At 67.4% G+C, this 21,153-nt stretch carries 26 protein-coding genes; 10 read left to right on the forward strand and 16 right to left on the reverse strand.

Going from position 1 to position 21,153, the window contains the following annotated elements; all coding sequences use genetic code 11:
* Positions 1 to 2 precede the first annotated feature (2 nt).
* The 4 genes from QJS31_RS10210 to QJS31_RS10225 form a co-directional block, all read right to left on the reverse strand.
* Positions 3 to 503 carry a YbaB/EbfC family nucleoid-associated protein gene (locus QJS31_RS10210; protein WP_282777891.1) on the reverse strand — a complete coding sequence of 167 codons (501 nt, stop codon included), beginning with the start codon at positions 501 to 503 and terminating at the stop codon, positions 3 to 5.
* Between the two features lie 21 nt (positions 504 to 524).
* A complete protein-coding gene (locus QJS31_RS10215) occupies positions 525 to 848 on the reverse strand; it encodes a hypothetical protein (RefSeq protein WP_282777889.1) in 324 nt (107 codons plus the stop codon).
* Positions 849 to 1,004: 156 nt separating this feature from the next.
* Positions 1,005 to 1,793, reverse strand: coding sequence for an ESX secretion-associated protein EspG (locus tag QJS31_RS10220; RefSeq protein ID WP_306356526.1), 789 nt, complete (start codon positions 1,791 to 1,793; stop codon positions 1,005 to 1,007).
* Positions 1,790 to 3,703: a hypothetical protein gene (locus QJS31_RS10225; protein ID WP_306356527.1), complete on the reverse strand. Its 1,914-nt coding sequence runs from the start codon at positions 3,701 to 3,703 to the stop codon at positions 1,790 to 1,792. The genes QJS31_RS10220 and QJS31_RS10225 overlap by 4 nt, the downstream gene beginning before the upstream one ends.
* A 203-nt stretch (positions 3,704 to 3,906) precedes the next feature.
* Between QJS31_RS10225 and QJS31_RS10230 the strand changes: the two genes are divergently transcribed.
* From QJS31_RS10230 to QJS31_RS10265, 8 genes are all read left to right on the forward strand, one after another.
* Entirely contained in the window at positions 3,907 to 4,815 is a 909-nt protein-coding gene (locus QJS31_RS10230; protein WP_306356528.1) for a helix-turn-helix domain-containing protein, read from the forward strand.
* A 70-nt stretch (positions 4,816 to 4,885) separates the two neighbouring features.
* Complete coding sequence (locus QJS31_RS10235; RefSeq protein WP_282777881.1) at positions 4,886 to 6,346, forward strand: carotenoid oxygenase family protein; 1,461 nt, start codon at positions 4,886 to 4,888, stop codon at positions 6,344 to 6,346.
* Positions 6,343 to 7,323 (forward strand): LLM class F420-dependent oxidoreductase, encoded by a 981-nt coding sequence (locus QJS31_RS10240; protein WP_306356529.1) that lies wholly within the window; start codon positions 6,343 to 6,345, stop codon positions 7,321 to 7,323. The genes QJS31_RS10235 and QJS31_RS10240 overlap by 4 nt, the downstream gene beginning before the upstream one ends.
* A 356-nt stretch (positions 7,324 to 7,679) precedes the next feature.
* Positions 7,680 to 8,861: an acetyl-CoA C-acyltransferase gene (locus QJS31_RS10245; RefSeq protein ID WP_282777877.1), complete on the forward strand. Its 1,182-nt coding sequence runs from the start codon at positions 7,680 to 7,682 to the stop codon at positions 8,859 to 8,861.
* 25 nt (positions 8,862 to 8,886) lie between these two features.
* Positions 8,887 to 10,587, forward strand: a complete 1,701-nt coding sequence (locus QJS31_RS10250) for a class I adenylate-forming enzyme family protein (protein ID WP_282777875.1) — start codon at positions 8,887 to 8,889, stop codon at positions 10,585 to 10,587.
* 8 nt (positions 10,588 to 10,595) lie between these two features.
* The gene (locus QJS31_RS10255) at positions 10,596 to 11,813 is read left to right on the forward strand and encodes an acetyl-CoA acetyltransferase (RefSeq protein WP_282777873.1); all 1,218 of its coding nucleotides are present in this window, start codon (positions 10,596 to 10,598) and stop codon (positions 11,811 to 11,813) included.
* Positions 11,814 to 11,849: 36 nt separating this feature from the next.
* Positions 11,850 to 12,293 carry a D-aminoacyl-tRNA deacylase gene (gene dtd / locus QJS31_RS10260; RefSeq protein WP_029923655.1) on the forward strand — a complete coding sequence of 148 codons (444 nt, stop codon included), beginning with the start codon at positions 11,850 to 11,852 and terminating at the stop codon, positions 12,291 to 12,293.
* Positions 12,294 to 12,347: 54 nt separating this feature from the next.
* On the forward strand, positions 12,348 to 12,950 hold the full coding sequence (locus tag QJS31_RS10265; protein WP_306356530.1) for an AAA family ATPase: 603 nt from the start codon (positions 12,348 to 12,350) through the stop codon (positions 12,948 to 12,950).
* Positions 12,951 to 12,961: 11 nt separating this feature from the next.
* Here the strand turns inward: QJS31_RS10265 and QJS31_RS10270 are convergent, their stop codons facing one another.
* The 12 genes from QJS31_RS10270 to rpsH all read right to left on the reverse strand — a co-directional run bounded on the left by QJS31_RS10270 (position 12,962) and on the right by rpsH (position 19,470).
* Positions 12,962 to 13,186, reverse strand: a complete 225-nt coding sequence (locus QJS31_RS10270) for a hypothetical protein (RefSeq protein ID WP_306356531.1) — start codon at positions 13,184 to 13,186, stop codon at positions 12,962 to 12,964.
* Positions 13,187 to 13,318: 132 nt separating this feature from the next.
* A complete protein-coding gene (locus QJS31_RS10275; protein WP_282777867.1) occupies positions 13,319 to 13,666 on the reverse strand; it encodes a type II toxin-antitoxin system PemK/MazF family toxin in 348 nt (115 codons plus the stop codon).
* Positions 13,663 to 13,881 (reverse strand): ribbon-helix-helix protein, CopG family, encoded by a 219-nt coding sequence (locus QJS31_RS10280; RefSeq protein ID WP_282777865.1) that lies wholly within the window; start codon positions 13,879 to 13,881, stop codon positions 13,663 to 13,665. The genes QJS31_RS10275 and QJS31_RS10280 overlap by 4 nt, the downstream gene beginning before the upstream one ends.
* A gap of 95 nt (positions 13,882 to 13,976) precedes the next feature.
* On the reverse strand, positions 13,977 to 14,777 hold the full coding sequence (map, locus tag QJS31_RS10285) for a type I methionyl aminopeptidase (protein WP_282777863.1): 801 nt from the start codon (positions 14,775 to 14,777) through the stop codon (positions 13,977 to 13,979).
* Positions 14,778 to 15,323: an adenylate kinase gene (locus QJS31_RS10290; RefSeq protein WP_282777861.1), complete on the reverse strand. Its 546-nt coding sequence runs from the start codon at positions 15,321 to 15,323 to the stop codon at positions 14,778 to 14,780.
* Complete coding sequence (gene secY, locus QJS31_RS10295; protein WP_282777859.1) at positions 15,320 to 16,639, reverse strand: preprotein translocase subunit SecY; 1,320 nt, start codon at positions 16,637 to 16,639, stop codon at positions 15,320 to 15,322. Before secY ends, QJS31_RS10290 begins: the two co-directional genes overlap by 4 nt.
* A gap of 157 nt (positions 16,640 to 16,796) precedes the next feature.
* The gene (rplO, locus tag QJS31_RS10300; RefSeq protein WP_029923649.1) at positions 16,797 to 17,240 is read right to left on the reverse strand and encodes a 50S ribosomal protein L15; all 444 of its coding nucleotides are present in this window, start codon (positions 17,238 to 17,240) and stop codon (positions 16,797 to 16,799) included.
* 3 nt (positions 17,241 to 17,243) lie between these two features.
* Positions 17,244 to 17,423 carry a 50S ribosomal protein L30 gene (gene rpmD / locus QJS31_RS10305; RefSeq protein WP_029923648.1) on the reverse strand — a complete coding sequence of 60 codons (180 nt, stop codon included), beginning with the start codon at positions 17,421 to 17,423 and terminating at the stop codon, positions 17,244 to 17,246.
* A 1-nt stretch (position 17,424) separates the two neighbouring features.
* Positions 17,425 to 18,051: a 30S ribosomal protein S5 gene (rpsE, locus tag QJS31_RS10310; RefSeq protein WP_029923647.1), complete on the reverse strand. Its 627-nt coding sequence runs from the start codon at positions 18,049 to 18,051 to the stop codon at positions 17,425 to 17,427.
* Between the two features lie 55 nt (positions 18,052 to 18,106).
* The gene (gene rplR / locus QJS31_RS10315) at positions 18,107 to 18,514 is read right to left on the reverse strand and encodes a 50S ribosomal protein L18 (RefSeq protein WP_029923646.1); all 408 of its coding nucleotides are present in this window, start codon (positions 18,512 to 18,514) and stop codon (positions 18,107 to 18,109) included.
* Positions 18,515 to 18,517: 3 nt separating this feature from the next.
* Entirely contained in the window at positions 18,518 to 19,057 is a 540-nt protein-coding gene (gene rplF, locus QJS31_RS10320) for a 50S ribosomal protein L6 (protein ID WP_282777855.1), read from the reverse strand.
* 14 nt (positions 19,058 to 19,071) lie between these two features.
* Positions 19,072 to 19,470 carry a 30S ribosomal protein S8 gene (gene rpsH, locus QJS31_RS10325; RefSeq protein ID WP_029923644.1) on the reverse strand — a complete coding sequence of 133 codons (399 nt, stop codon included), beginning with the start codon at positions 19,468 to 19,470 and terminating at the stop codon, positions 19,072 to 19,074.
* A 539-nt stretch (positions 19,471 to 20,009) separates the two neighbouring features.
* Here rpsH and QJS31_RS10330 point away from each other — a divergent pair.
* Together QJS31_RS10330 and QJS31_RS10335 are read left to right on the forward strand one after the other, a co-directional pair.
* Positions 20,010 to 20,522: a hypothetical protein gene (locus QJS31_RS10330; RefSeq protein ID WP_282777852.1), complete on the forward strand. Its 513-nt coding sequence runs from the start codon at positions 20,010 to 20,012 to the stop codon at positions 20,520 to 20,522.
* 52 nt (positions 20,523 to 20,574) lie between these two features.
* Complete coding sequence (locus QJS31_RS10335; protein WP_282777850.1) at positions 20,575 to 21,087, forward strand: hypothetical protein; 513 nt, start codon at positions 20,575 to 20,577, stop codon at positions 21,085 to 21,087.
* The last annotated feature ends 66 nt before the right edge of the window (positions 21,088 to 21,153 follow it).

The following is a 21,153-nucleotide window of genomic DNA, read 5'->3' on the forward strand; positions in this document are numbered from 1 at the left end:
GATCACCAGCTGGTCTCGGTGGCCCCGGGGGTACTCGGACGATCGTTAGCGCGGGATTCGTCGGCGGACAGCGGATCCACCTCGACGCGGCGCTGCCGGGCATCCGGATCGGCCATGGAAACCGGTGGCGCCACGGGAATCTGCTCGCTGACGTCGGGCAGGCCCTCGATCAGGTCCGAGAGCTTCGGCAACCGTGCCCGGCGATCGCGCAGGGGGCCCATGAGCTCCTGACCGCGTCGTGACACCTCGGTGAAAGCCTGCTGCGCCGCCTCGGTGACCGCGTCGGCGATCTCGCTGTAGTCCAGGTCGTCGATATCCGCGCTGAACTTCGTCTTCACGATCGCACCGTCGGCATTCACGGTGACGGTCACCCGCCCCTTCCGCGCACTGGCGCTGGCGGTGAGCCGCGCTCGCTCCCTTTGCAGCCGGGCGATATCCGCGAACTGCTGCTGCACCTCTTCGAGCAGCGAATGCATCTCGGCGCGGGCATTGTCGTTCACCATGGGAGAGCAGGCCTTTCGTGGCTACCGGTACTGGTCGCCGTTGGCTTTGTCCTGCGCCTCCAAGTAGTCGGCAGCCTTGGTCTGCCCCGCTGAGAAGGATTCGAAGGTGGTCGCCATATTCGCGAGGCTGGTCAGGTAGTCGTCCCGCGTCGTCCGGTAGCCGTCCTGGCCGTTCGCGTCGTCGGCGAAGTTGGTGCCGATCTCGTCGTCGCCCCACGGTTCACCGCGACCGTTGATCGCCGCCTTCAGCGTGGTCAGCACCGAGTCGAGCTTGGTCTGCACCGTGCCGGTCGCGGTCGCGGCATTACGCAGCTGCTCCGTGTACACCTCGAGTGGCTGTGTCATCGCATTCGCTCCTGGTGCTCGCGCGGGCCGTGCTGGTACCTGCTCGGCGGGTACCCGTTGCACGGTCGCAGGCGCGAGCGAACCGATAGCGTCGACAACTTGAACGACGAGTGTCGTCTCGGCGAATCAGCGCCGTGCGGAACGGGTTTCGCGGAGTCACTGCACCTCTTCGCCGTGCTCCACCATGTGGCGGAGGATACGGTCGACGTGCTGCTCGATGTGCTCGGCCAGCGTTCCGGCATTCGCGCCCACCGCCCGCGGCTCGGATTCGGCGAAGTCGATCAGATAGCGGCCATCGTCCGGAATGTCTCGCCAGAGCATGGTGCTCTCGGCGATTCCCCGGGGACCGTATTGCGACCGCGCCTGGAGCACCTGGATGGCACCGCTCCATTCGGCCGGTTCGGCCCACCACGCCGCGCTGCTGGGTTCCATCGTGTCGTCGAACGGGTCGAGGATGTACGACCGCGCTCCGACGTCCGCCCGCTCGCGCGCGCCGTCGATGACTATCGGCACGCTGGGTCCCCGCGCCGCCTCGGCAGGGGGAAGCTCGGCGACCATCCGGGCGGCGAGCGCCTCGGGCCCACATTCGGTCAGCGTGTAACCGCCACTGTGGTAGACGGTTTCACCGGGCAGCTGGGTGATCAACACCGCCCGCCGACCCCGACGCGCACCATGTACGCGAATACGTTTGCGCGGGTTGCCGATATCGCCGTCACTCCAGGTGCTGGAGTAGACCCGCACCTCCGGCCGGACGACCGTTTCGAATACCGAGGCGAAGCCGGGGCCGACCCGCTCCGCCAGTCGCGCGCCCGCTTCCATGAGTTCGCGATCGAATTCGTCGGCGCCCAGCGTGCGGCTGGTGAATACCAGTGGCGGGGGCATGAATCCGTCGAGGTGGCGGTCGCACAGCGCCTTGAACTCGACGTCGGTGAACTCCCATCTCATACCTCGCGCTCCACCGCCGCCGCCGACCTTCCACTCCCGTCACGACATGATTCCACCGGCTCGACCGGGGCGAACGCCCGATCGGCTGCCGCCACGACTCCGCCCTCCTCGACCATGCCCACCGCCGGTTCCAGACCGCCGCCGTCGAGACCGGCACGATCGAACAGATTCGTGAAGGACGGTGCGGTTGCGACCTGTCCGGCCGCTGGTGTGGGCACGGCCGCGGCTGTGGCCGGGTGGTCCGGCGACGCCGTGGGCGGAGTCACCGGTTGCTGTTCGGCGGCCGGTGCCAGACCGAGCAGCTGCCCCAGCTGAGACAGCTTCTCCGGGGACTGCTCGAGCTCCGCGAACGCCTGGGTGACCTGCTCCTCGGGCACGCCGAGCAGTTCGCCGATCCGAGCGTTGTCCGCTCGAGCGAGGGCGGTCTCGACCTGCCGCGCGATCGTCGGCGACTGCGAGGTCAGCTGGGTCAGCGCGGGGGAAGCGGCGAAGGCCAATGCGGACAGCATGCCGACGAGCTGGGCGGGATCGCCGGGGCTGCTCGCGTGGTCGAGGCCGGTCTGCTCGCCCGGCGCGGTCGGTGTGGTTGGTGTGGTTGGCTTCGTCGGCGCGGCCGGTGTGGTTGGCTTCGTCGGTAGGGTCTGCGCGGCCGGTGACGTGGGCTTGTCCTTCGACGTCAGCGCGAGGGTCGGGCGCGGCGGAGTAGCCGGCGCGCCCGCCCCGGACGGGCTCGACGAACCTGATGTACCCGACGCACCTGATAGGCCCGACGCACCTGGTATACCCGGCGTACCCGTTGTTCCGGACGAGCTCGTCGTCCCGGACGGGCTCGTCGGAGATCCGGGCTGATCGCGGGCGGCGGAGCGCTCTCGTTCCGGGTTCCGCTCGGTCGGGTCGCTCGGCCGCTCCGGGACGGTCGGCGAAGTCACGGTCGGCGACTCGATGATGGCCAGCACCGAGGCTGTCTCATCGGCGGGACCCACATAGTCGCGCTGGTAGAAGCCTCGATACTTGCCGAGGGTGTCCTCGCACATCTTGTCGTCGACCTCGCGCTGATCCGGCATGGTCTGCGATGTCCACGCCATCCAGTCCGCGGTGTAGTCGAGATTGAGGCCGACCACCTTCATGGCGGCGGTGAGCTGCCTGGTATCGGTCACATAGGCTTGGACCGCCTGCCTGGCTTGTTCCGCGCCGACGCCGGACCACTTGCTGTCCAACCGCTGAATCTCATTGCGGAAGTTCCCCAGTCGCTCATCGAGCCAGCCGGACATGTCGTACCAGACACCGGCCGCCGCGCCGAATGGCGCGATGTCCATCGCCTGCCCCAGATCGTAGAGCTCGTGCCACTGCATGGAGTCCTTGTGGCGGTGGGACAGATCCACGGATCGCCTCGCACCGTCGTAGTCGTTCAGTTCGCCGGGGCGCTCGGCGGGATCGTAGCGGGACTGGACATGGGTGGAGGAGTGCGACTCCGGCTGCCGCGCCGACGGTTCCAGGTTGAGGTCCGCGACACCCGGTGTGATCTTCGCGTCGTCCAGATTCAGGTTGGCGAACGCCGACTCGTTGTCGGTCTCCGTCGCGATGTACGCCTTGCCCGCGGCCACGAACGCATCGGCCATATCGGTGAGCAGGGCGATGTGATTGTCGAACGCGGTGAGCAGTTCCGTCCCCTGATCGCTGAGCTTCTGCGCCAGCAGGTCACCGGAGGTCAACGTGCCGATCTTCGGCAGGTTGTCGAGCTTGTCGTCCTCGGCCATCCTGCGGAAGTAGCGGAACTGCCGCACCATATCCGAACAGAGCTCCACCGCGTCCTCGACCGCCGTCGGATCGAACCTCAGCCAGCCCGCCGAATGCTCCGCTCCGGAGGTGAGGCTGTCCCAGTCGGAGTTGAAGGTGTTCTCAGGTGCCATCGGTCGCCTCCGTCGTCCTGCCAGATCAGCTCAGTGCCAAACCAGCTTAGTTCCGTCAATTTCCCATGGGGCACAAGGAAATTGAGAACTGCGTCGAGCGAAGTCGCACCGCTGGCCACACCCCTCCCGCCGCCTTGCCGAACGCCGCCACACAGGCTCGAACGTTAGTACAGTTAATGAATCGCAACTGTTACCGTTACACTGTGAGCAATCCGGTGGCTGCGACCTTCGATCTACTCGGTGATCGGCTGACGCTGACGATCCTGCGCTATGCCTTCACGCAGCGGGCGTGCCGGTTCAATCAGTGGCTCGACTACACGGGGGCGCCGCCCGCCGTGCTGACCGCGCGGCTCGGCGCGCTGGTCGAGGCGGGGGTGCTCGCGCGGGTGCCGCGGGCGGGGACGATGGATCGGCACGAGTATCGACTGACCGAGCTCGGGCTCGCGACCTGGGAGATTCTGGTGTGCGTGTGGGCATGGCAGCGGGAGTGGACCGCGGAGGGGGCGCGGCTGCCGGAGTTCGTGCACGAGGCGTGTGGGCATCGGGGGCCGCCGATGCTCATGTGCCATGCGTGCGGGCGCGGGGTCACCACCCATGACACGGCGGTCGAGTTGGTCGAGGATGTGCTGTGGCAGTTGACCTCCGGGCGGCGGCGGTCTTCCCGGGGGGCCGCCGGTGCGCGGGCGGACGTGCGGTTCGACGAGATCATGCAAGCCATCGGGGACCGCTGGAGTGCCGCGGTGACCGGGTTGGCGCTGGCGGGTGTGCGGCGGTTCGGGGAGTTCCGGGAGGTGCTGCGGATGTCACCGACCACGTTGACCGAGCGGCTGAACCGATTGTGCGAGGCGGGCATGCTGTGGCGGCCCGAGGATGCGGGCGGGCGGGAGTACCGGCTGACGCCCCGGGGGCGGGGGCTCTTCGGGGTGTTCGCGTTCCTGCTGGCCTGGGCGGATCTGGCGTATCCGGAGGGGCCCGAATCAGGGATCCGGATACGGCATCTGGACTGCGGGGAAACGCTGCTGCCCGCGCTGCGCTGCCGCGGGTGCGACGCGCGACTGGGCCGCACTGCCGTGCGTTTCGAGCCCTTGCCGGGGGTTGACACGACGGATTGAGACGCGTATCACTTCATTAACTGTAGTGATACGCGGACGGGATCGCCCGGCCGCATTCGGAGGCACTCCCATGACGCTCAGGGAAGAACTCATCGCACCGGCCGCCGAGGCCCTGGCGAATCCCTATCTCGAAGGTCCGTACTCGCCGACGGCCGAGGAGGTTACCGCGACCGAATTGCCGGTGCTGGCCGGGGAACTGCCCGCCGACCTCGACGGCGTGTATGTGCGCAACGGGCCGAACCCGCAGTTCGCCCCGCTGGGGCGCTACCACTGGTTCGACGGGGACGGGATGCTGCACGCGGTGCATTTCGACGGGGGGAAGGCCACCTATCGCAATCGGTATGTGCGGACCCGGGAGTTCGAGGCGGAGCGGGCGGCGGGAACCGCCCTGTGGCGCGGCGTGATCGAGCCGTGGGAGGGCAATCCGGCCGGGGATCGGCGGGAGCGGAACTCGGCGAATACGGATGTGGTGTTCCACCACGGGAATCTGCTGGCGCTGTGGTATCGGGCGGGCAAACCCTATGCGGTGGACCCGATCACGTTGGAGACACGCGGCACGGACGAGTTCGGGGGCACGCTGCCGGGCGAGGTGTCGGCGCACGCGAAGGTCGATGAGCGCACGGAGGAATTCGTGTTCTTCGACTACGGGATCAATGCGCCCTACCTGCGATACGGCGTCGCCGATCCGTCAGGGCTGGTCACCCACTACACCGGAATCGAACTGCCGGGGCCGCGACTGCCACACGATATGGCGATCACCGAGAACTGGTCGATTCTCATGGATCTGCCGCTGTACAACGATCCGCGAGCCGCGGCGGCGGGCCGGTTCAAGCTCTTCTTCGATCGCGAATTGCCTTCCCGCTTCGCGGTATTGCCGCGACACGGAGACGGCGCGCGAGTGCGGTGGTTCGAGGCGAAGCCGGGATACATCTACCACACCGTCAATGCCTGGGAGGACGGCGACGAGATCGTCATGGTGGCCTGCCGGGTGGCACGCCCCAGCCCGGTGTCGGACCGGACGCATCCGCTCGCGCAACTGCTCGCGTATCTGCGGCCCGAGGCGACGCTGTACCGGTATCGGTTCAACCTGCGGACCGGGGCGACCGTCGAAGAGCCGCTCGACGACGTCAACACCGAATTCCCGGCCATCGACCAGGGAGTGACCGGGCGGCGCGGACGCTGGTCATACCAGATGCGGCTGTCGGTGGACCGCACCATGCTGTTCGACGCGGTGATCAAGTACGACGTGCTGACGGGGGCCAAGCAGACCCAGCCCTTCGGCGACGGGATCTTCGGCAGTGAGCTGACCGTGGTGCCGCGCGCCGACAGCGACGGGGAGGACGATGCCTGGCTCACCATGTTCGCGCACAACGCGCACACCGGGCTCGGCGAGGTCTGGGTCTTCGACGCCGCCGACCTCGCGGCCGGCCCGGTCTGCCGACTCGGGCTGCCGGTGCGGGTACCGCTGGGCTTCCACGCCACCTGGGTGAGCGGGGAACGCATGCGCGCGGCGGCGCGACCGGTCGCATGAGCACCAGACTCAGTGTGAGCCTGCCGTATTGGCAGGATCGCGGCGCCATGGACGCGCTGCGGGTGGCCGAGACCGCCGACAAGCTCGGCTACCGGCGGCTGTGGGTGGGCGAGATGGCCACCTTCGACGCCTTCGCGCTGGCCACTGCCATCGGCACGGCGCCCGGCCGGATTCCGCTGTGCCTCGGGCCGCTGGCGGTGGATGTGCGCACTCCGGCGACCATCGCCATGGGCGCGGCCAGCGTGGCCGCGCTGACGGGGCGACAGGTCGGGGTCGCGCTCGGAACCTCCAGCACCGTGGTGGTCCGAAACTGGCATGGGCGGGAAAGACGCAGTACCGCGCAGCATCTGGAGGACACGGCGCGAATCGTGCGTGGGTTCGTGGACGGCGCGAAGGTGGACTTCGACGGGCAGACCGAACGCACGCACGGCTATCGACTGCGCCTGCCCGCACCCCGATGCGAACTGACCGTCGCCGCCTTCGGGGATCGAGCCCTGGCCGTCGCGGCACGGACGGCGGACCGCGTGGTGCTCAATCTGGTGACGCCCGAGCAGGTCTCGCGCTGCGCGCGGTCCGTCCGCACCCACGCGGCCCGTGCCGGACGGCCCTGTCCAGCACTGTCGGTCTGGGTGACGGCAGCGGCTCATCCCACGCCGGAAATGTACGAGACCGTGCGACGCGGCCTGGTGGCCTACCTGCGGGCACCCGGCTACGACGCCATGTTCACCGCCGCCGGATTCGGTGACACGGTGCGGCTGGCCCACTCCGGTGCGCATCCCCGCGACCTGGCGGCCGCAGTACCCGACCGCCTCGCCGACGCGGTCGGTGCGTTCGGCGCCCCGGCCACGCTGTCCGACCGCATTGCCGCCTACCGGCACGCGGGAGCCGAAGAAGTGGTCATCGTCCCGGTTACCACCGCCGACGACCCGGCGGGTCTGCGTACCCTCGAAATACTCACGGAGGTCAAGGGTGTGTGACACCGGCTCGATACCGACCCACACCGGGACGCCGCCCACGGGGCCACGACCGGGCAAGAGCCCGCGACCCTCGGACTCACCGCCGTACACACGCACCCGAGCCGCGTACCCACCGCCGGACAAGCGCACGCGGGCCTCGAGCCCACCGCCGCGCAGGAGTGCCGGAGCCTCGATCCCAAACCCACCACCGGACAGGCACACCCGAGCGGCGAGCCTACCGCCGGGCAAGAGCACCCGAGGCTCGAGCCCATCGCCGAACCAGCGCACACGGGTCTCCACCCCGGGGCCGGGCGCGGGAGCCGCGGACCAGCCGCTCCACGCTGTGGCCGGGGCGGTCGCGACGCAGGTGGTGGGTCGTGGCTGACGCCTACATCTACGACGCGGTGCGACTGCCGCGCGGGCGGGTGCGCCGAACCGGGGGCACCCTCGCCGAACTGCCGCCGTACGAGATGTTCGGCCAGTTGCTGACGGCGCTCGAGAATCGCTGCTGCCCACCGGAAATGGTCGACGATGTCGTCGTCGGGGTCAACACCGCGACGGGTGAGCAGGCCGGAGATATCGCCCGCGCCGCCCAACTGTGGGCCGGGTGGCCGGATTCCGTGCCGGGCGGGGCCGTGTCGCGGCTGTGCTGTTCCGGGCTGGACGCCATCGAGAGCGCGGCGGCGCGGGTGGCGGCCGGATACGCCGATGTGATCGTGGCGGGCGGGGTCGAGTCGATGTCGCGGGTGCCGATGCTCTCGGACCGGCCCGCCATCGCCACCGACGCGGACCTCGGTGAACGCACCGGGTTCGTGACCATCGGGGTCTCGGCGGATCTGACCGCCGCCGGATACGGGATCCAACGGGAAGAACTGGATGCCTACGCGGTGACGTCCCATCGTCGAGCCGCCGCCACGGTATCCCGCTCCGTGATCCCGGCCCGCAAGGGCGGCACCGTCCTGCTCTACGCCGACGAGGGCGCGCGGCCCGGCGCCAGCACAGCCGAATTCGGGGCGCTGCCGACGCTGTTCGGGGAGGATGCGGGCTGGGATCGGGTCGCGCGCCGGCTGCCGGACGCACCCCGCCCGGCGGCGGGACTGCACACCCTGGCGACCGCACCGCAATTGGCGGATGGCGCATCGGCGGTCGTCATCGGCAATCACGCCGCCATCGACACCCTCGGCCGCCGACCCCTCGCCCAGATCGTCGGCACCGCGCAGACCGCCGTCCGCTCCCCGCTGCTCACCGCACCGGTAACCGCCGCTCGGAAAGCACTGCGCCGCGCCGGTATCGACGCTGCCGACCTCGATGTGGTGGAGGTCAACGAATCATTCGCCGTCACCCCGCTGGTGCTCACCCGCGAACTCGGGCTCGATCCGAGGCGGGTGAATCCGAACGGCGGCGCGGTCGCGGTCGGCCATCCGCTCGGTGCGACCGGAGGGATCCTCATCGCCCAGGCTCTCGACGAACTCGCCCGCATCGACGGCGAATTCGCACTCGTCACCATTCCCGCCGCCCTCGGCTTGGGTGCAGCCATGGTGCTGCGACGTCTCCACTAGTCACCACTCCCCCTCAGGAACAACGATGTCCGAGTCACCCCGCCCCATCCCCACCTGCCACCCCGACGAGACCGTCCGCCACTACCTCGACCGAGGGTGGTGGGAACCGGAGACGCTGCCGCAGGCGCTGCGGCGACGAGTCGACGCGACACCCGATGCGGCGGCCGTCAGCGATCCGGCCAATCTCGCCGACCTCACCGGCGCCGCGCCGCGCACCCTCTCCTGGCGCGAATTCGACGACTACACCCTCGATCTGGCGAGTGTGCTGTTCGCGCACGGGGTTCGGCAGGGTGATACCGTCGCCGTCCTGCTGCCGAACTCGGTGGCGCTCACGGCCGTGTACTTCGCGCTGTGGCGGCTCGGCGCGGTGGCCACCCCCATGCCCGCCTCCTATCGGCGGCACGAACTCTCCGGCATCATGGCCGCCACCGGCGCGACCGCCGTCATCACGGTGGGGCGGCTGGCCGACCGGAAGCTCGCACTCGAGGCGGGCGAGGTGGTGCGGACCGTCTTCGCATTCGGACCCGATGCGGCGAATGGCGCTGTCGTCCTGGACGAGACGGACACCGCGGCGCGAGAGCGGGTGCGTGAGTACGAGTCCGGGCTGGCGGTGACGGTCAACGACCGGGTCACCATCTGTTGGACCAGCGGAACCGAGGCCGCGCCGAAAGGAGTGCCGCGCTGTCATGGGGACTGGCTGGCCATGGCGCGCGGAGTGCAGGACGGGCTCCAACTCACCCCGGACGCGGTGGTGCTCAACCCCTTTCCCATGGTGAACATGGCAGGGTTCGCGGGCTCGTTCCTGCCGTGGCTGCTGGTGGGCGGGCATCTGGTGCAGCACCAACCGCTGGACCTGCCGGTGTTCTTCGGGCAGATCGCCCAGCACCGCGTCACCCACACCAGCATGCCGCCCGCGCTGCTCACCATGCTCGTGCAGAACGACGCGCTGCGGGCGAGCACCGACCTCGGCTCGCTGCGGCGAGTGGGCTCGGGCGGGGCGCCGCTGCCACCGGGTGTGGTGCGCCGCTGGCAGGAGGAATTCGGAATCGAGGTGCTCAACTACTTCGGGTCCAACGAGGGCGTATGCCTGCTCGGCGCGCCCGCCGACATTCCGGATCCGACCATGCGGGCGCAGCATCTGCCGCACTACGGGGCGCCCGGGGTGCGGTGGTCCACGCGGCTGGCCGAGAGCACGGCGGTCAAGCTGGTCGATCTCACCACCGGCAAGACGGTGACCGAACCCGGCGGACGGGGTGAGCTGCGGTTGCGCGGCCCGGCCGTATTCGGTGGATACCTGCCGGGCACCGCCGCCGCGGAACCGTTCGACGCGGACGGATTCCTGTGCAGTGGTGACATTTTCGAGCTCTGCGGCGAGGACGGACGGTATCTGCGATTCGTGGACCGGGCGAAGGAGATCATCATTCGAGGCGGGATGAATATCGCGCCCGCGGAGATCGAAGGGCTGCTCACCGATCATCCCGGGGTGGCGGAGGTGGCGATCGTCGGATATCCGGATCCGGTGCTCGGTGAGAAGTGCTGCGCCTTCGTGGTGCCCGCGGCCGGGGCCACCGTCACGCTCGCCGATCTGGTCGCACACCTGAGGGCACTGGAGGTGGCCTCGTTCAAACTGCCCGAACGGCTCGAGCTCGTCGAGGCGCTGCCGCGCAACCCGGTCGGCAAGATTCTGCGGCGGGAGCTGCGCGACACTCTCGCCGCCCAGGATTAGGAGTTCACATGTCCACCAATGCTGTTCACATCCTCGGTGGTAGCCAGACCGATTTCGCCGTCAACTGGCACCGGGCCGGCCGCGAGTTCGACGCGCTGATCGGTGAGAATATCTCGCGCACACTGGAAGCCGCGCGGATCGACGCGTCCGATATCGGCGTCGTGCACGTAGGCAATGCCTTCGGCCAGCTGTTCACCGGGCAGGGACAGCTCGGCGGCATGCCCGCGACCGTACTGCCCGGACTGTGGGGCGTACCCGCCGGCCGACACGAGGCCGCCTGCGCCTCCGGCAGTATGGCCGTGCTGGCCGCCATGGCCGACTTGGAATCCGGACGCTACGACTGTGCGCTCGTGCTCGGCGCGGAACTGGAGAAGACGGTGCCCGGCGCGCAGGCCGCCCGCCATCTGGGAGCCGCCGCCTGGGCCGGACACGAGGAACCGGACACCGACTTCGTGTGGCCGACCATGTTCGCCGCCATCGCCGACGAATACGACCGCCGGTACGGGCTCGACGCCGCCCACCTGCGCGCGATCAGCGAACTCAATATCGGCAATGCCCGCGCCAATCCGCTGGCTCAGACCCGCGATTGGTCGTTCACGACCGAGAGTTTCACCGCCGACGACACCGCCAACCCACCGGTGGCCGGGATGCTGCGCCGCCAGGATTGCAGCCAGATGACCGATGGGGCGGCGGGCGTGGTGCTGGTCTCGGATCGGTTCCTGGACCGGCGTGGCGGTGTGCCGTACGCGACGATCACCGGTTGGGGGCATCGCACCGTCGGCCTCCCCCTGAACGCCAAACTCCGCGCCGCCGTCGACGACCCCTACGTGTTCCCGCACCTGCGGCAGACCGTGCGCGACGCCCTCGACCGCGCCCACCTCACCGATATCACCGAGGTGGACGGCATCGAGGTACACGACTGCTTCTCCATGTCCGAATACCTCGCCATCGACCACCTCGGCATCACCCCGCCCGGCGAGAGCTGGAAGGCCATCGAATCCGGTGCGATCGCCCGCGACGGAACCACCCCGATCAACCCCGGCGGCGGCCTCATCGGCATCGGCCACCCCGTCGGCGCGACCGGCGTCCGCATGCTCCTCGACGCCTACCGGCAGGTCACCGACCAAGCGGGCGAGTACCAACTCCCCGGAGCCCGCCGCTACGCCACCGTCAATATCGGCGGCAGCGCGACCACGGTCGCCAGCTTCGTCGTCGAGGCCGCGTGAACGATCGACGCGCATGGGATGGAAAGATCGGGTTCCGTGCGAGTACTGGTGCAGCGGGTGAGTTCGGCGGCGGTCTCCGTCGACGGTGAGGTGGTGGGTCGGATCGATCCGGCCGGGCACGGTGCGCCGCACGGCCTGGTCGCGCTCGTCGGCGTCACCCACAGCGATACCGGGGCCACCGCGAAAGCTCTGGCCGACAAGCTGTTTCGGCTGCGCATTCTCGATGGTGAACGCTCCGCCGCTGATCTCGACGCGCCCATTCTCGTCATCAGTCAGTTCACCCTCTACGCCGACACCGCCAAGGGTCGTCGGCCCTCCTGGTCGGCCGCTGCTCCGGGATCGGTGGCCGAACCCTTGGTCGACGCCTTCGCCACCACCCTGCGTGAACTCGGTGCGACGGTCGCGACCGGGCGGTTCGGCGCGCATATGCAGGTGGAGCTGGTCAACGACGGCCCGGTCACGCTGCTGCTGGAAGGCTGACCCCGGATTCGGCGTGACCGCGCGGCAACCCGTTCCCTCGGTACTGTGGCGGTCATGCTCGTGTGGATCAACGGCCCCTTCGGGGGCGGCAAGACCCAGACCGCATACGAACTCCATCGCCGCCTGCCCGGCAGTGTGGTGTGCGATCCGGAAATGGTCGGGTTCGGGCTGCACCGGACCATGCCACGCGCGCTGCGCGGCGACTTCCAGGACCTGCCCGCCTGGCGACAGGGGGTGTTCGAGGTGTTGGATCTGGTGCTGAACGAGCACGACGGACCCGTCATTGCCCCGATGACCGTAGTGAACCCGGCCTACTTCGCCGAGACGGTCGGCCGACTGCGCGAAACCGGCCATGACGTCAAGCACTTCGCGCTGTTGGCCAGTCGCGAAACCGTCCTCGAGCGCCTGCGGGAGCGTTCCCTGATCCGACTCGGTCTGCGCGGCGACACCTTCGCCGCCGCCAATGTGGACCGCTGCCTGGACGCGCTCCGAGACACCGAGTTCGCCGAGCACATTCACACCGACGACATCGGGGTCACGCAGGTGGCCGATCGAATAGCCGAATCCTGCGGACTCCGGCTCACGCCGAATACCGACGGCCGACTCCGCGCCCGGCTGCGGCGGGCCGGAGTGGGCATCCGGCATATCCGGTTCTAAGCCCCGGAGATTCAGGCACACAGGTCCCGGGTGGCGGGCACCACCTCGGAGATCCAGCGGCGCAGCTGCGTCTCGTCCTCGGATTCGGGCCAGTAGACGAAGGTGTCGAATCCGGACTCACGGGCCAGGTCCGCCAGGATGCGGGACCAGCCGGCGGCATCGGTGCGGATGGGCTCCTCGCCGCGCAGCGTCACCGGGCCGGGGGCGTCGGTAATGGTGCCGACCAATTGTGCCATGCGGGTGATCGCCGCCGGATCGCGTCCGGCGTCGGCGGCCGCCGCGGAGATGGTCCGCTGAGCGGCTGGCCATTTCCCTGCCGGCCGGTAATGCGGGATGGGCGCGGCGGAGGGGTACGGTGGCGCAACAGCTCAGAGGTTCAAATGCAGCCTGAGTGCCCGATCCAGCCTTGTCACCGTACCTGCGGGAAGGCGACCCAGAACTCGGCCGACCCGCTCCACGGATACCGACCGCACTTGTTCGGCTTGAGCCTTCGAGGGCACCCGCAAACCTGGAACGTCTTCGAGTAGAACTTGAAAGGGGAATGTCTTCTCGACGTTGCTGGTGACCGGTACGACCGTCACGACGCCACGGCCCAGCTCCACCGCCCGCCGGTTGGCGCCATCATTGCTGACGACAACGGCTGGACGCCGCTTGGCGACCTCGTTGCCCCGAACCGGATCGAAGTCCACCAGTACGATATCCCCGCGCCGCATCACGCCAGCCCGTCATCAGCAGCAGCCGACCACACAGACTCCTCGTCAGAACTTTCCCACTCGTCCCACGCCTGCTCGTAGGCATCCTCCAGCGCACGGGCGCGCAGGAGCGCGATCGCCTTCTGCACAGCGGCGGATCGGCCAGGCAGCCCGGCTCGACACACTTCCGCATCGAGCGTCGCCAGATCCTCTTCGGTCAGGCTCACACTCAGCTTCATACTTTGATGCTACCACCGGTAGGAACGCCTGGTGCCTGGGATCCACCGCAGAGACGGGCCACCTCGACACGAGGCGGCACGAATAGCCGTGGGGATTACTCCGGGCGCAGAGTCAGGATGCGGGGGCCGTCCTCGGTGACGGCGACCGTGTGCTCCCAGTGGGCGGCGCGGGAGCCGTCGGTGGTGACCACGGTCCAGTCGTCTTCCAGGGTCTTGGTTTCCGTGGTGCCGAGGGTGAGCATGGGCTCGATGGCCAGGACCGAACCGACCACCAACTGCGGACCCTTACCGGGCTTGCCCTCGTTGGGGAGGAACGGGTCCATATGCATTTCGCGGCCGATGGCGTGGCCGCCGTAGCCGTCGACGATGCCATAGGCGCGGCCGTGTTCGGCCTCGGCGGCGCGGGTACCGAGTTCGATGGCGTGCGAAACGTCGGTGAGGCGGTTGCCCGCCACCATGGCGGCGATCCCGGCCTCCATGGACATCTTGGTGGCCTCGCTCAGCAGCCGGTCGGCCTCGATGAGGCTGCCGACACCGAAGGTCCACGCCGAATCGCCGTGCCAGCCGTCGAGGATCGCACCGCAGTCGATGGACACCAGATCACCCTCGGCCAGCACATCCTCGGTCGACGGGATGCCGTGCACCACCCGGTCGTTCACCGATGAACAGATGGAGCCGGGGAAGCCGTGGTAACCCTTGAACGACGGGATCGCCCCGGCCTCGCGGATCACCTGCTCGGCCACCTCGTCCAGCTCCAGGGTGGAGACCCCGGGCTTGGCGGCGTTACGCACCGCCACCAGGGCGCGGCCGACGACAGCGCCGGCCGCCGCCATGGCGTCCAGTTCACCGGCGGTGCGGAACGGCACCACCTTCTTGTGCTTGCGCCCGAAGACCATTCAGCGACCCAGCGCTTTGAGCGCCCGTGCGTTCACGTCGTCGATCTCGCCGACGCCCTCCACCGTCACCACCAGCCCGTCGTAATGCTCGAGCAGCGGCTCGGTCTCCTCGCGGTAGACGCGCATCCGGTTGCGGATGGTCTCCTCGTTGTCGTCGTCGCGGCCGCGGGCGAGCATGCGCTCCACCACCACGTCCTCGGCGACCACGAAGCAGAGCACCGCGTCCAGCTTCTTGTCGGCCTGGGTCAGCATCTTCTCCAGCGCCTCCGCCTGATCGACGGTGCGCGGGTAGCCGTCCAGCACGAAGCCGTTCACCGCGTCCGGCTCGGCGATGCGGGCCTCGACCATGCGATTGGTGACATCGCTGGGAACCAGGTTCCCGGCGTCCATGTACTTCTGCGCTTCGCGGCCCAGCGCGGTCTGCTGGCTGATGTTGGCGCGGAAGAGATCCCCGGTGGAGATGTGCGGCACACCCAGCTTTTCCGACAGCAGAACGGCCTGCGTACCCTTGCCAGCCCCCGGCGGTCCGAGCAGAACAACTCTCACTTGAGGAACCCTTCGTAATTTCGATTCATCAGCTGGCTCTCGATCTGCTTGACCGTATCGAGGCCGACGGACACGATGATCAGCACCGCAGTACCGCCGAACGGCAAGTTCTGCACACCGGTGTTATTGCCCATATTGAGGAAGACATTCGGCAGCACCGCCACCGCGCCGAGGTAGATGGAGCCCGGCAGGGTGATGCGGCTGAGCACGAAGTTCAGATAATCCGCGGTCGGCTTGCCCGGGCGGTAACCCGGAATGAAGCCGCCGAATTTCTTCATCTCGTCCGCGCGCTCCTCCGGATTGAAGGTGATCGCGACGTAGAAGTAGGTGAAGAACACGATCAGCGCGAAGTAGATCGTCACGTACACCGGATTGCTCGGATTGACCAGATACTTCTGGATCTGCTCCTGCCACCAGGCGGGATCACCGGAGGTGTCCTGCGTCAGCTGCGCCACCAGGTTCGGCAGGTACAGCAGCGAGGACGCGAAAATCACCGGGATCACACCGGCCTGGTTGACCTTCAACGGCAGATAGGTCGACGAACCGCCGTACATCTTGCGGCCCACCACGCGCTTGGCGTACTGCACCGGAATCCGGCGCTGACCCTGCTCGACGAAGATGACGGCGACGATGACCGCGAAGGCGGCCAGCACGACCAGGGCGAACTTCATGTGGGACCCGCTGTCCCAGATCATCTTGCCCTCGGCCGGGATGCGCGCCGCGATACCGGCGAAGATGAGCAGCGACATACCGTTGCCGACGCCCTTTTCGGTGATCTGCTCACCGAACCACATGACCAGCGCCGCACCGGCGGTCATGACCAGCACGATGATGATCATGCCGAAGATGGAGGTATCGGCCAGGATGTCGTCGGGGCACCCGCGCAGCAGCTGTCCGCGCGCTGCGAGCGCCACCAGACCCGTCGCCTGCAGGACCGCCAGCGCGATCGACAGGTACCGGGTGTACTGGGTCATCTTCGTCTGACCCGCTTGGCCTTCTTTGCGCAGTTCCTCGAACCGCGGAATGACGACGGTCAGCAGCTGGATGATGATGCTCGCGGTGATGTACGGCATGATGCCGATCGCGAACACGGACAGCTGCAGCAGCGCGCCGCCGGAGAAGAGGTTGATGAGCTGGTAGATACCGGCGGAATCACCACCGGAGACCAGATCCACACACTTCTGGATGTTCTGGTAGTCGACGCCCGGTGAAGGCAGCGCGGCACCGACGCGGTAGAGCGCGACGAGGCCCAGCGTGAAGAGAATCTTCCGCCGTAAGTCCGGGGTCCGGAAAGCCGACACGAAGGCGGAAAGCACAGATCCTCCTGGCTAACGACATGGGTCAGGCCATGGCTTCAGCGATTGCGGGAAACGCCGATCCCCATGACGGTGTTGGCAGACAACACTTGAACTTTAACAGTGGCACCGGACGAGCTCTCCACTCGTCCGGTGCCGCTGTGTTTTCAGCCTACCGTCAGGCCAGCTCGGTGGCAGTGCCACCGGCCGCGGTGATCTTCTCCTTGGCGGAGCCGGAGAACTTGTCGGCGGAAACCTGAACGGCCACACCGATTTCGCCCTCGCCGAGCACCTTCACGAGCTCGTTCTTGCGAACGAGGCCCGCGGCGACCAGCTCGGCCTTGCCGATCTCGCCGCCCTGGGGGAACTTCGCGGCGATATCACCGACGTTCACGACCTGGTACTCGGTGCGGAACGGGTTGGTGAAGCCCTTCAGCTTGGGCAGACGCATGTGGATCGGCATCTGCCCGCCCTCGAAGCGGACGGGAACATTCTTGCGAGCCTTCGTACCCTTGGTACCGCGGCCCGCGGTCTTACCCTTGGACGCCTCACCGCGACCCACACGGGTCTTCTCGGTCTTGGCTCCCGGGGCAGGACGCAGGTGGTGCAACTTGATGGTCATGCCTTAAACCTCCTCAACCTGAACGAGGTGGCGCACGGCATTGATCAGGCCACGGTTCTGCGGGTTGTCCTCGCGAACCACGGACTTGCGGATACCGCGCAGCCCGAGGGTGCGAAGCGACTCGCGCTGATTCGCCTTGGCGCCGATGCTCGACTTGATCTGGGTCACCTTGAGCTCAGCCATGTCAGACTCCCTGTCCGGCACGCGCACGCAGCATGCCCGCGGGAGCGACATCCTCGATCGGCAGACCGCGGCGGGCGGCCACCTCTTCCGGACGCTGGAGCATCTTCAGCGCGGCAACGGTCGCGTGCACAACGTTGATGGCGTTGTCGCTACCCAGCGACTTGGCCAGAATGTCGTGGATGCCGGCGCATTCCAGCACGGCACGCGCCGCACCACCGGCGATCACACCGGTACCGGGCGAAGCCGGACGCAGCATGACCACACCGGCGGCCGCCTCACCCTGAACCGGGTGGGTGATGGTGGAGCCGATCATGGGAACGCGGAAGAAGCCCTTGCGAGCCTCCTCGACACCCTTCTGGATGGCCGCGGGAACTTCCTTGGCCTTGCCGTAGCCGACGCCGACCAGACCGTTGCCGTCACCCACGATCACGAGGGCGGTGAAGCTGAAGCGACGACCACCCTTCACGACCTTGGAGACACGGTTGATGGCGACGACGCGCTCGAGCTGGTTGGTCTTCTCGGCCGCCTGCTCGTTCCGGCGGTCGCCGCGGCGACCCCGGTTGTCGCGGTCATTGCTGTTCTGTCCGGCGGGTCCGTTGCCGCCGTCACGCCGCTGACGTCCCGGCATCAGACAGTCCTTCCGTTCACGCAGGCGGGGCCTGCACTGTGCACAGTGTTGATCATCAGAACTTCAGCCCACCTTCGCGAGCGGCATCGGCGAGGGCCGCGATGCGGCCGTGGTAGTCGTGACCACCACGGTCGAACACGACCGCCTCGACACCGGCGGCCTTGGCGCGGGCGGCGAGCAGCTCGCCGACCTTGGCGCTCTTGGCGGACTTGTCGCCCTCGAACGCGCGCACATCGGCCTCGATGGTGGACGCGGCGGCAATGGTCTTGCCGGCCGAGTCGTCCACCAGCTGGGCGTGCAGGTGCCGCGAGGAGCGGTTCACCACGAGACGCGGACGCTCGGTGGTTCCGGCGATCTTCTTGCGCAGACGGAAGTGACGGCGGGTCTTCGACAGACGCCGCGCGGTCGAAACATCCGTGCCGGCCGGCTTGCGCCGGGCCTTCTGGTTGTCAGTTTGTGCCATGGCTTACTTACCCGTCTTTCCGACCTTGCGGCGCACGACCTCACCGGCGTAGCGGATGCCCTTGCCCTTGTACGGATCGGGCTTGCGCAGACCGTGGATCACCGCGGCGATCTGGCCGACCTTCTGCTTGTCGATGCCGGACACGGAGAACTTGGTGGGCGACTCGACCGCGAAGGTGATGCCCTCCGGGGCCTCGACCGGAACCGGGTGCGAGTAGCCCAGGGCGAACTCCAGGTTCGAGCCCTTGGCCTGCACGCGGTAACCGACGCCGAAGATCTCCATCTTCTTCTCGTAGCCCTGGGTCACACCGACGATCATGTTGTTGATCAGGGTGCGGGTCAGACCGTGCAGCGAGCGGTTCTCCCGCTCGTCGTTCGGGCGGGCCACCTCGAGCTCACCGCTCTCGGCCTTGGTCACCACGATCGGCTCGGCGACCACGTGCGAGAGAGTTCCCTTGGAACCCTTCACCGTGACCTGCTGGCCGTCGATGGTCACCTCGACACCGGCGGGAACTGTGATCGGCTTCTTACCGATACGCGACATTGTTCCTACCTCCCTTACCAGACGTAGGCGAGGACTTCGCCGCCCACGCCCTGCTGCTTGGCCTGACGGTCAGTGAGCAGACCGGACGACGTGGAGATGATCGCCACGCCGAGGCCGCCGAGCACCTTGGGCAGGTTGGTGGACTTCGCGTACACACGGAGACCGGGCTTCGAGACACGACGCACACCCTGCAGGGAGCGCTCACGGCTCGGGCCGTACTTCAGGTCGACGATCAGGGTCTTACCGACCTCCGCATCCTCGGAGCGGTAGTCGGCGATGTAGCCCTCGCGCTTGAGGATCTCGGCGATGTTCGCCTTGAGCTTCGAGTGCGGGGCCTTCACCTGATCGTGGTACGCCGAGTTGGCGTTGCGCAGACGGGTGAGGAAGTCTGCGATCGGATCAGTCATGGTCATAGGTTGACCGCTACCTTTCTCGCCGCGGTTCCCATTCAGCACCGTCACACGGGCGGTCGTGGGCCTACGACAATTCGGCTCGGTCCGGCCGACAGCATGTCGACCGGATGATTCACAGCGGCCCGGAACACGCCGCACGCGGACGCATGCGGACACAGATGTGCCCGAGCAACCGGTCTAGTGTAGGCAACGCCGCTGGTCTCGCCAAATCCGGGGGTCGATCCGACACGTGGCTGACCGGCGACGATCGCCCGACCGCACGGATTGCCGACCGACAACGCGGTCGCGTAAGTTCACCCGTCACCAGGGGCACCGCGGATCGGGCTGCGGGCGAGGATGTTTCGAAGGCGGGTGGGGATGACCGGCGACGCGAACCGGAGAAGATGCGGGCGCTGGCCACGCATGTCCGCGACCGCGCCACACGATCTCCGGAAATACACCGGTAGCGGGAACGCGGGCCGGTGGTCCGAACGGAATCCCGAGCAGGACACGGGTCTGAAGCCTGGTACTTACGTACCGCTCCCGGGACGGTGATGAGGATGCACAACACGAGAATGGGAGTTTTCGCGGCTATCGCGATTGTTTGGCTGAGCGGCTGCTCCGAAACGGCACAGCAAGACCTTGCGGTGCCCAGATGCGAATCGATATTCGACCTGCTCGAGGTTCCCGAATCACTTGGCTCCAGCGACCGCTTCAACGCGGCGTTGGAGGACTTCAGCAATCGAGAGGGTAACTACCGTCTGGGCGACATCACCGTGGCGGCGGGATGGACCGAGGACTGGGACCGCGTCGTCGAGGTACGGACGAATATCACCGACGGCAAGCTGAACAGCAAGGCTGAAACAGAAAGCTGCTGGAGAAATCTGCCGGAATCCGACGGCGAAGGATACCGGCCGCAGGAGTACTATCTCTTCATAAAGAACAAGGAACCCGTTCAGGTAGTTCCGTGGCCGGATGTGGTCGGCGAGCTCAAGTTCGGTGATCACGGCGCGTTGACGCGAGATTCCCTCCTCTCCTCCGATGGCAACGGCTGGATAGTCGCCCACCCGTAGTAGCAAACAGGCGGATTACCAAGGGAGGCGTTCCGGCAACGGCGACGAAGCTATGGTGAAGGCTCGAAAAACCGCACTGGCTGCTGTAGCGGCGATCTTTATCGGTGGCTGCTCCAGCACTCCGCAGGAAGATCTCGCGGTGCCCGTTTGCACATCGACATTCGACCTGCACGACAGGGCCGAGCCACTTGGAGCCGGTGAGCGGCTGAATGCGGAGCTGACGAATTTCAGCCGCAGTGCCGAGCCGTTCCTGATGGTAGATGTGACTCGTGCGGCTGGGTGGTCCGACGAGTGGGACAGAATGGTACAGGTATCTACCGGCACAACTGCGGGGAAATTGAACAGGAACGCCGGGACGGAGTACTGCTGGGAAAACCTTCCCACCTCCGCAGGATTCGATGAATCCTATCCGCCGGAGTTCTATCTGTTCACGAGGGGCGGGCAGCCTGTTCAAACGGTCCGGTGGCCGGAAGCGGTCAGCATCATTCAGTTCGGCGACCACGATGCGTTGACCAAGGAGTCCGTTCTGGTAGTCGACGCCGAGGGGTGGATCGTTCCTCAGTAATAGGGACTACATCGGCGTCCCCCCGTGGTACGACGACAGCAGTCGGCCGCGCGCCTACGTTCGAGG

Source organism: Nocardia sp. CC213A, assembly GCF_030766805.1.
In the GTDB taxonomy this organism is placed as follows: Bacteria; Actinomycetota; Actinomycetes; order Mycobacteriales; family Mycobacteriaceae; genus Nocardia; species Nocardia otitidiscaviarum.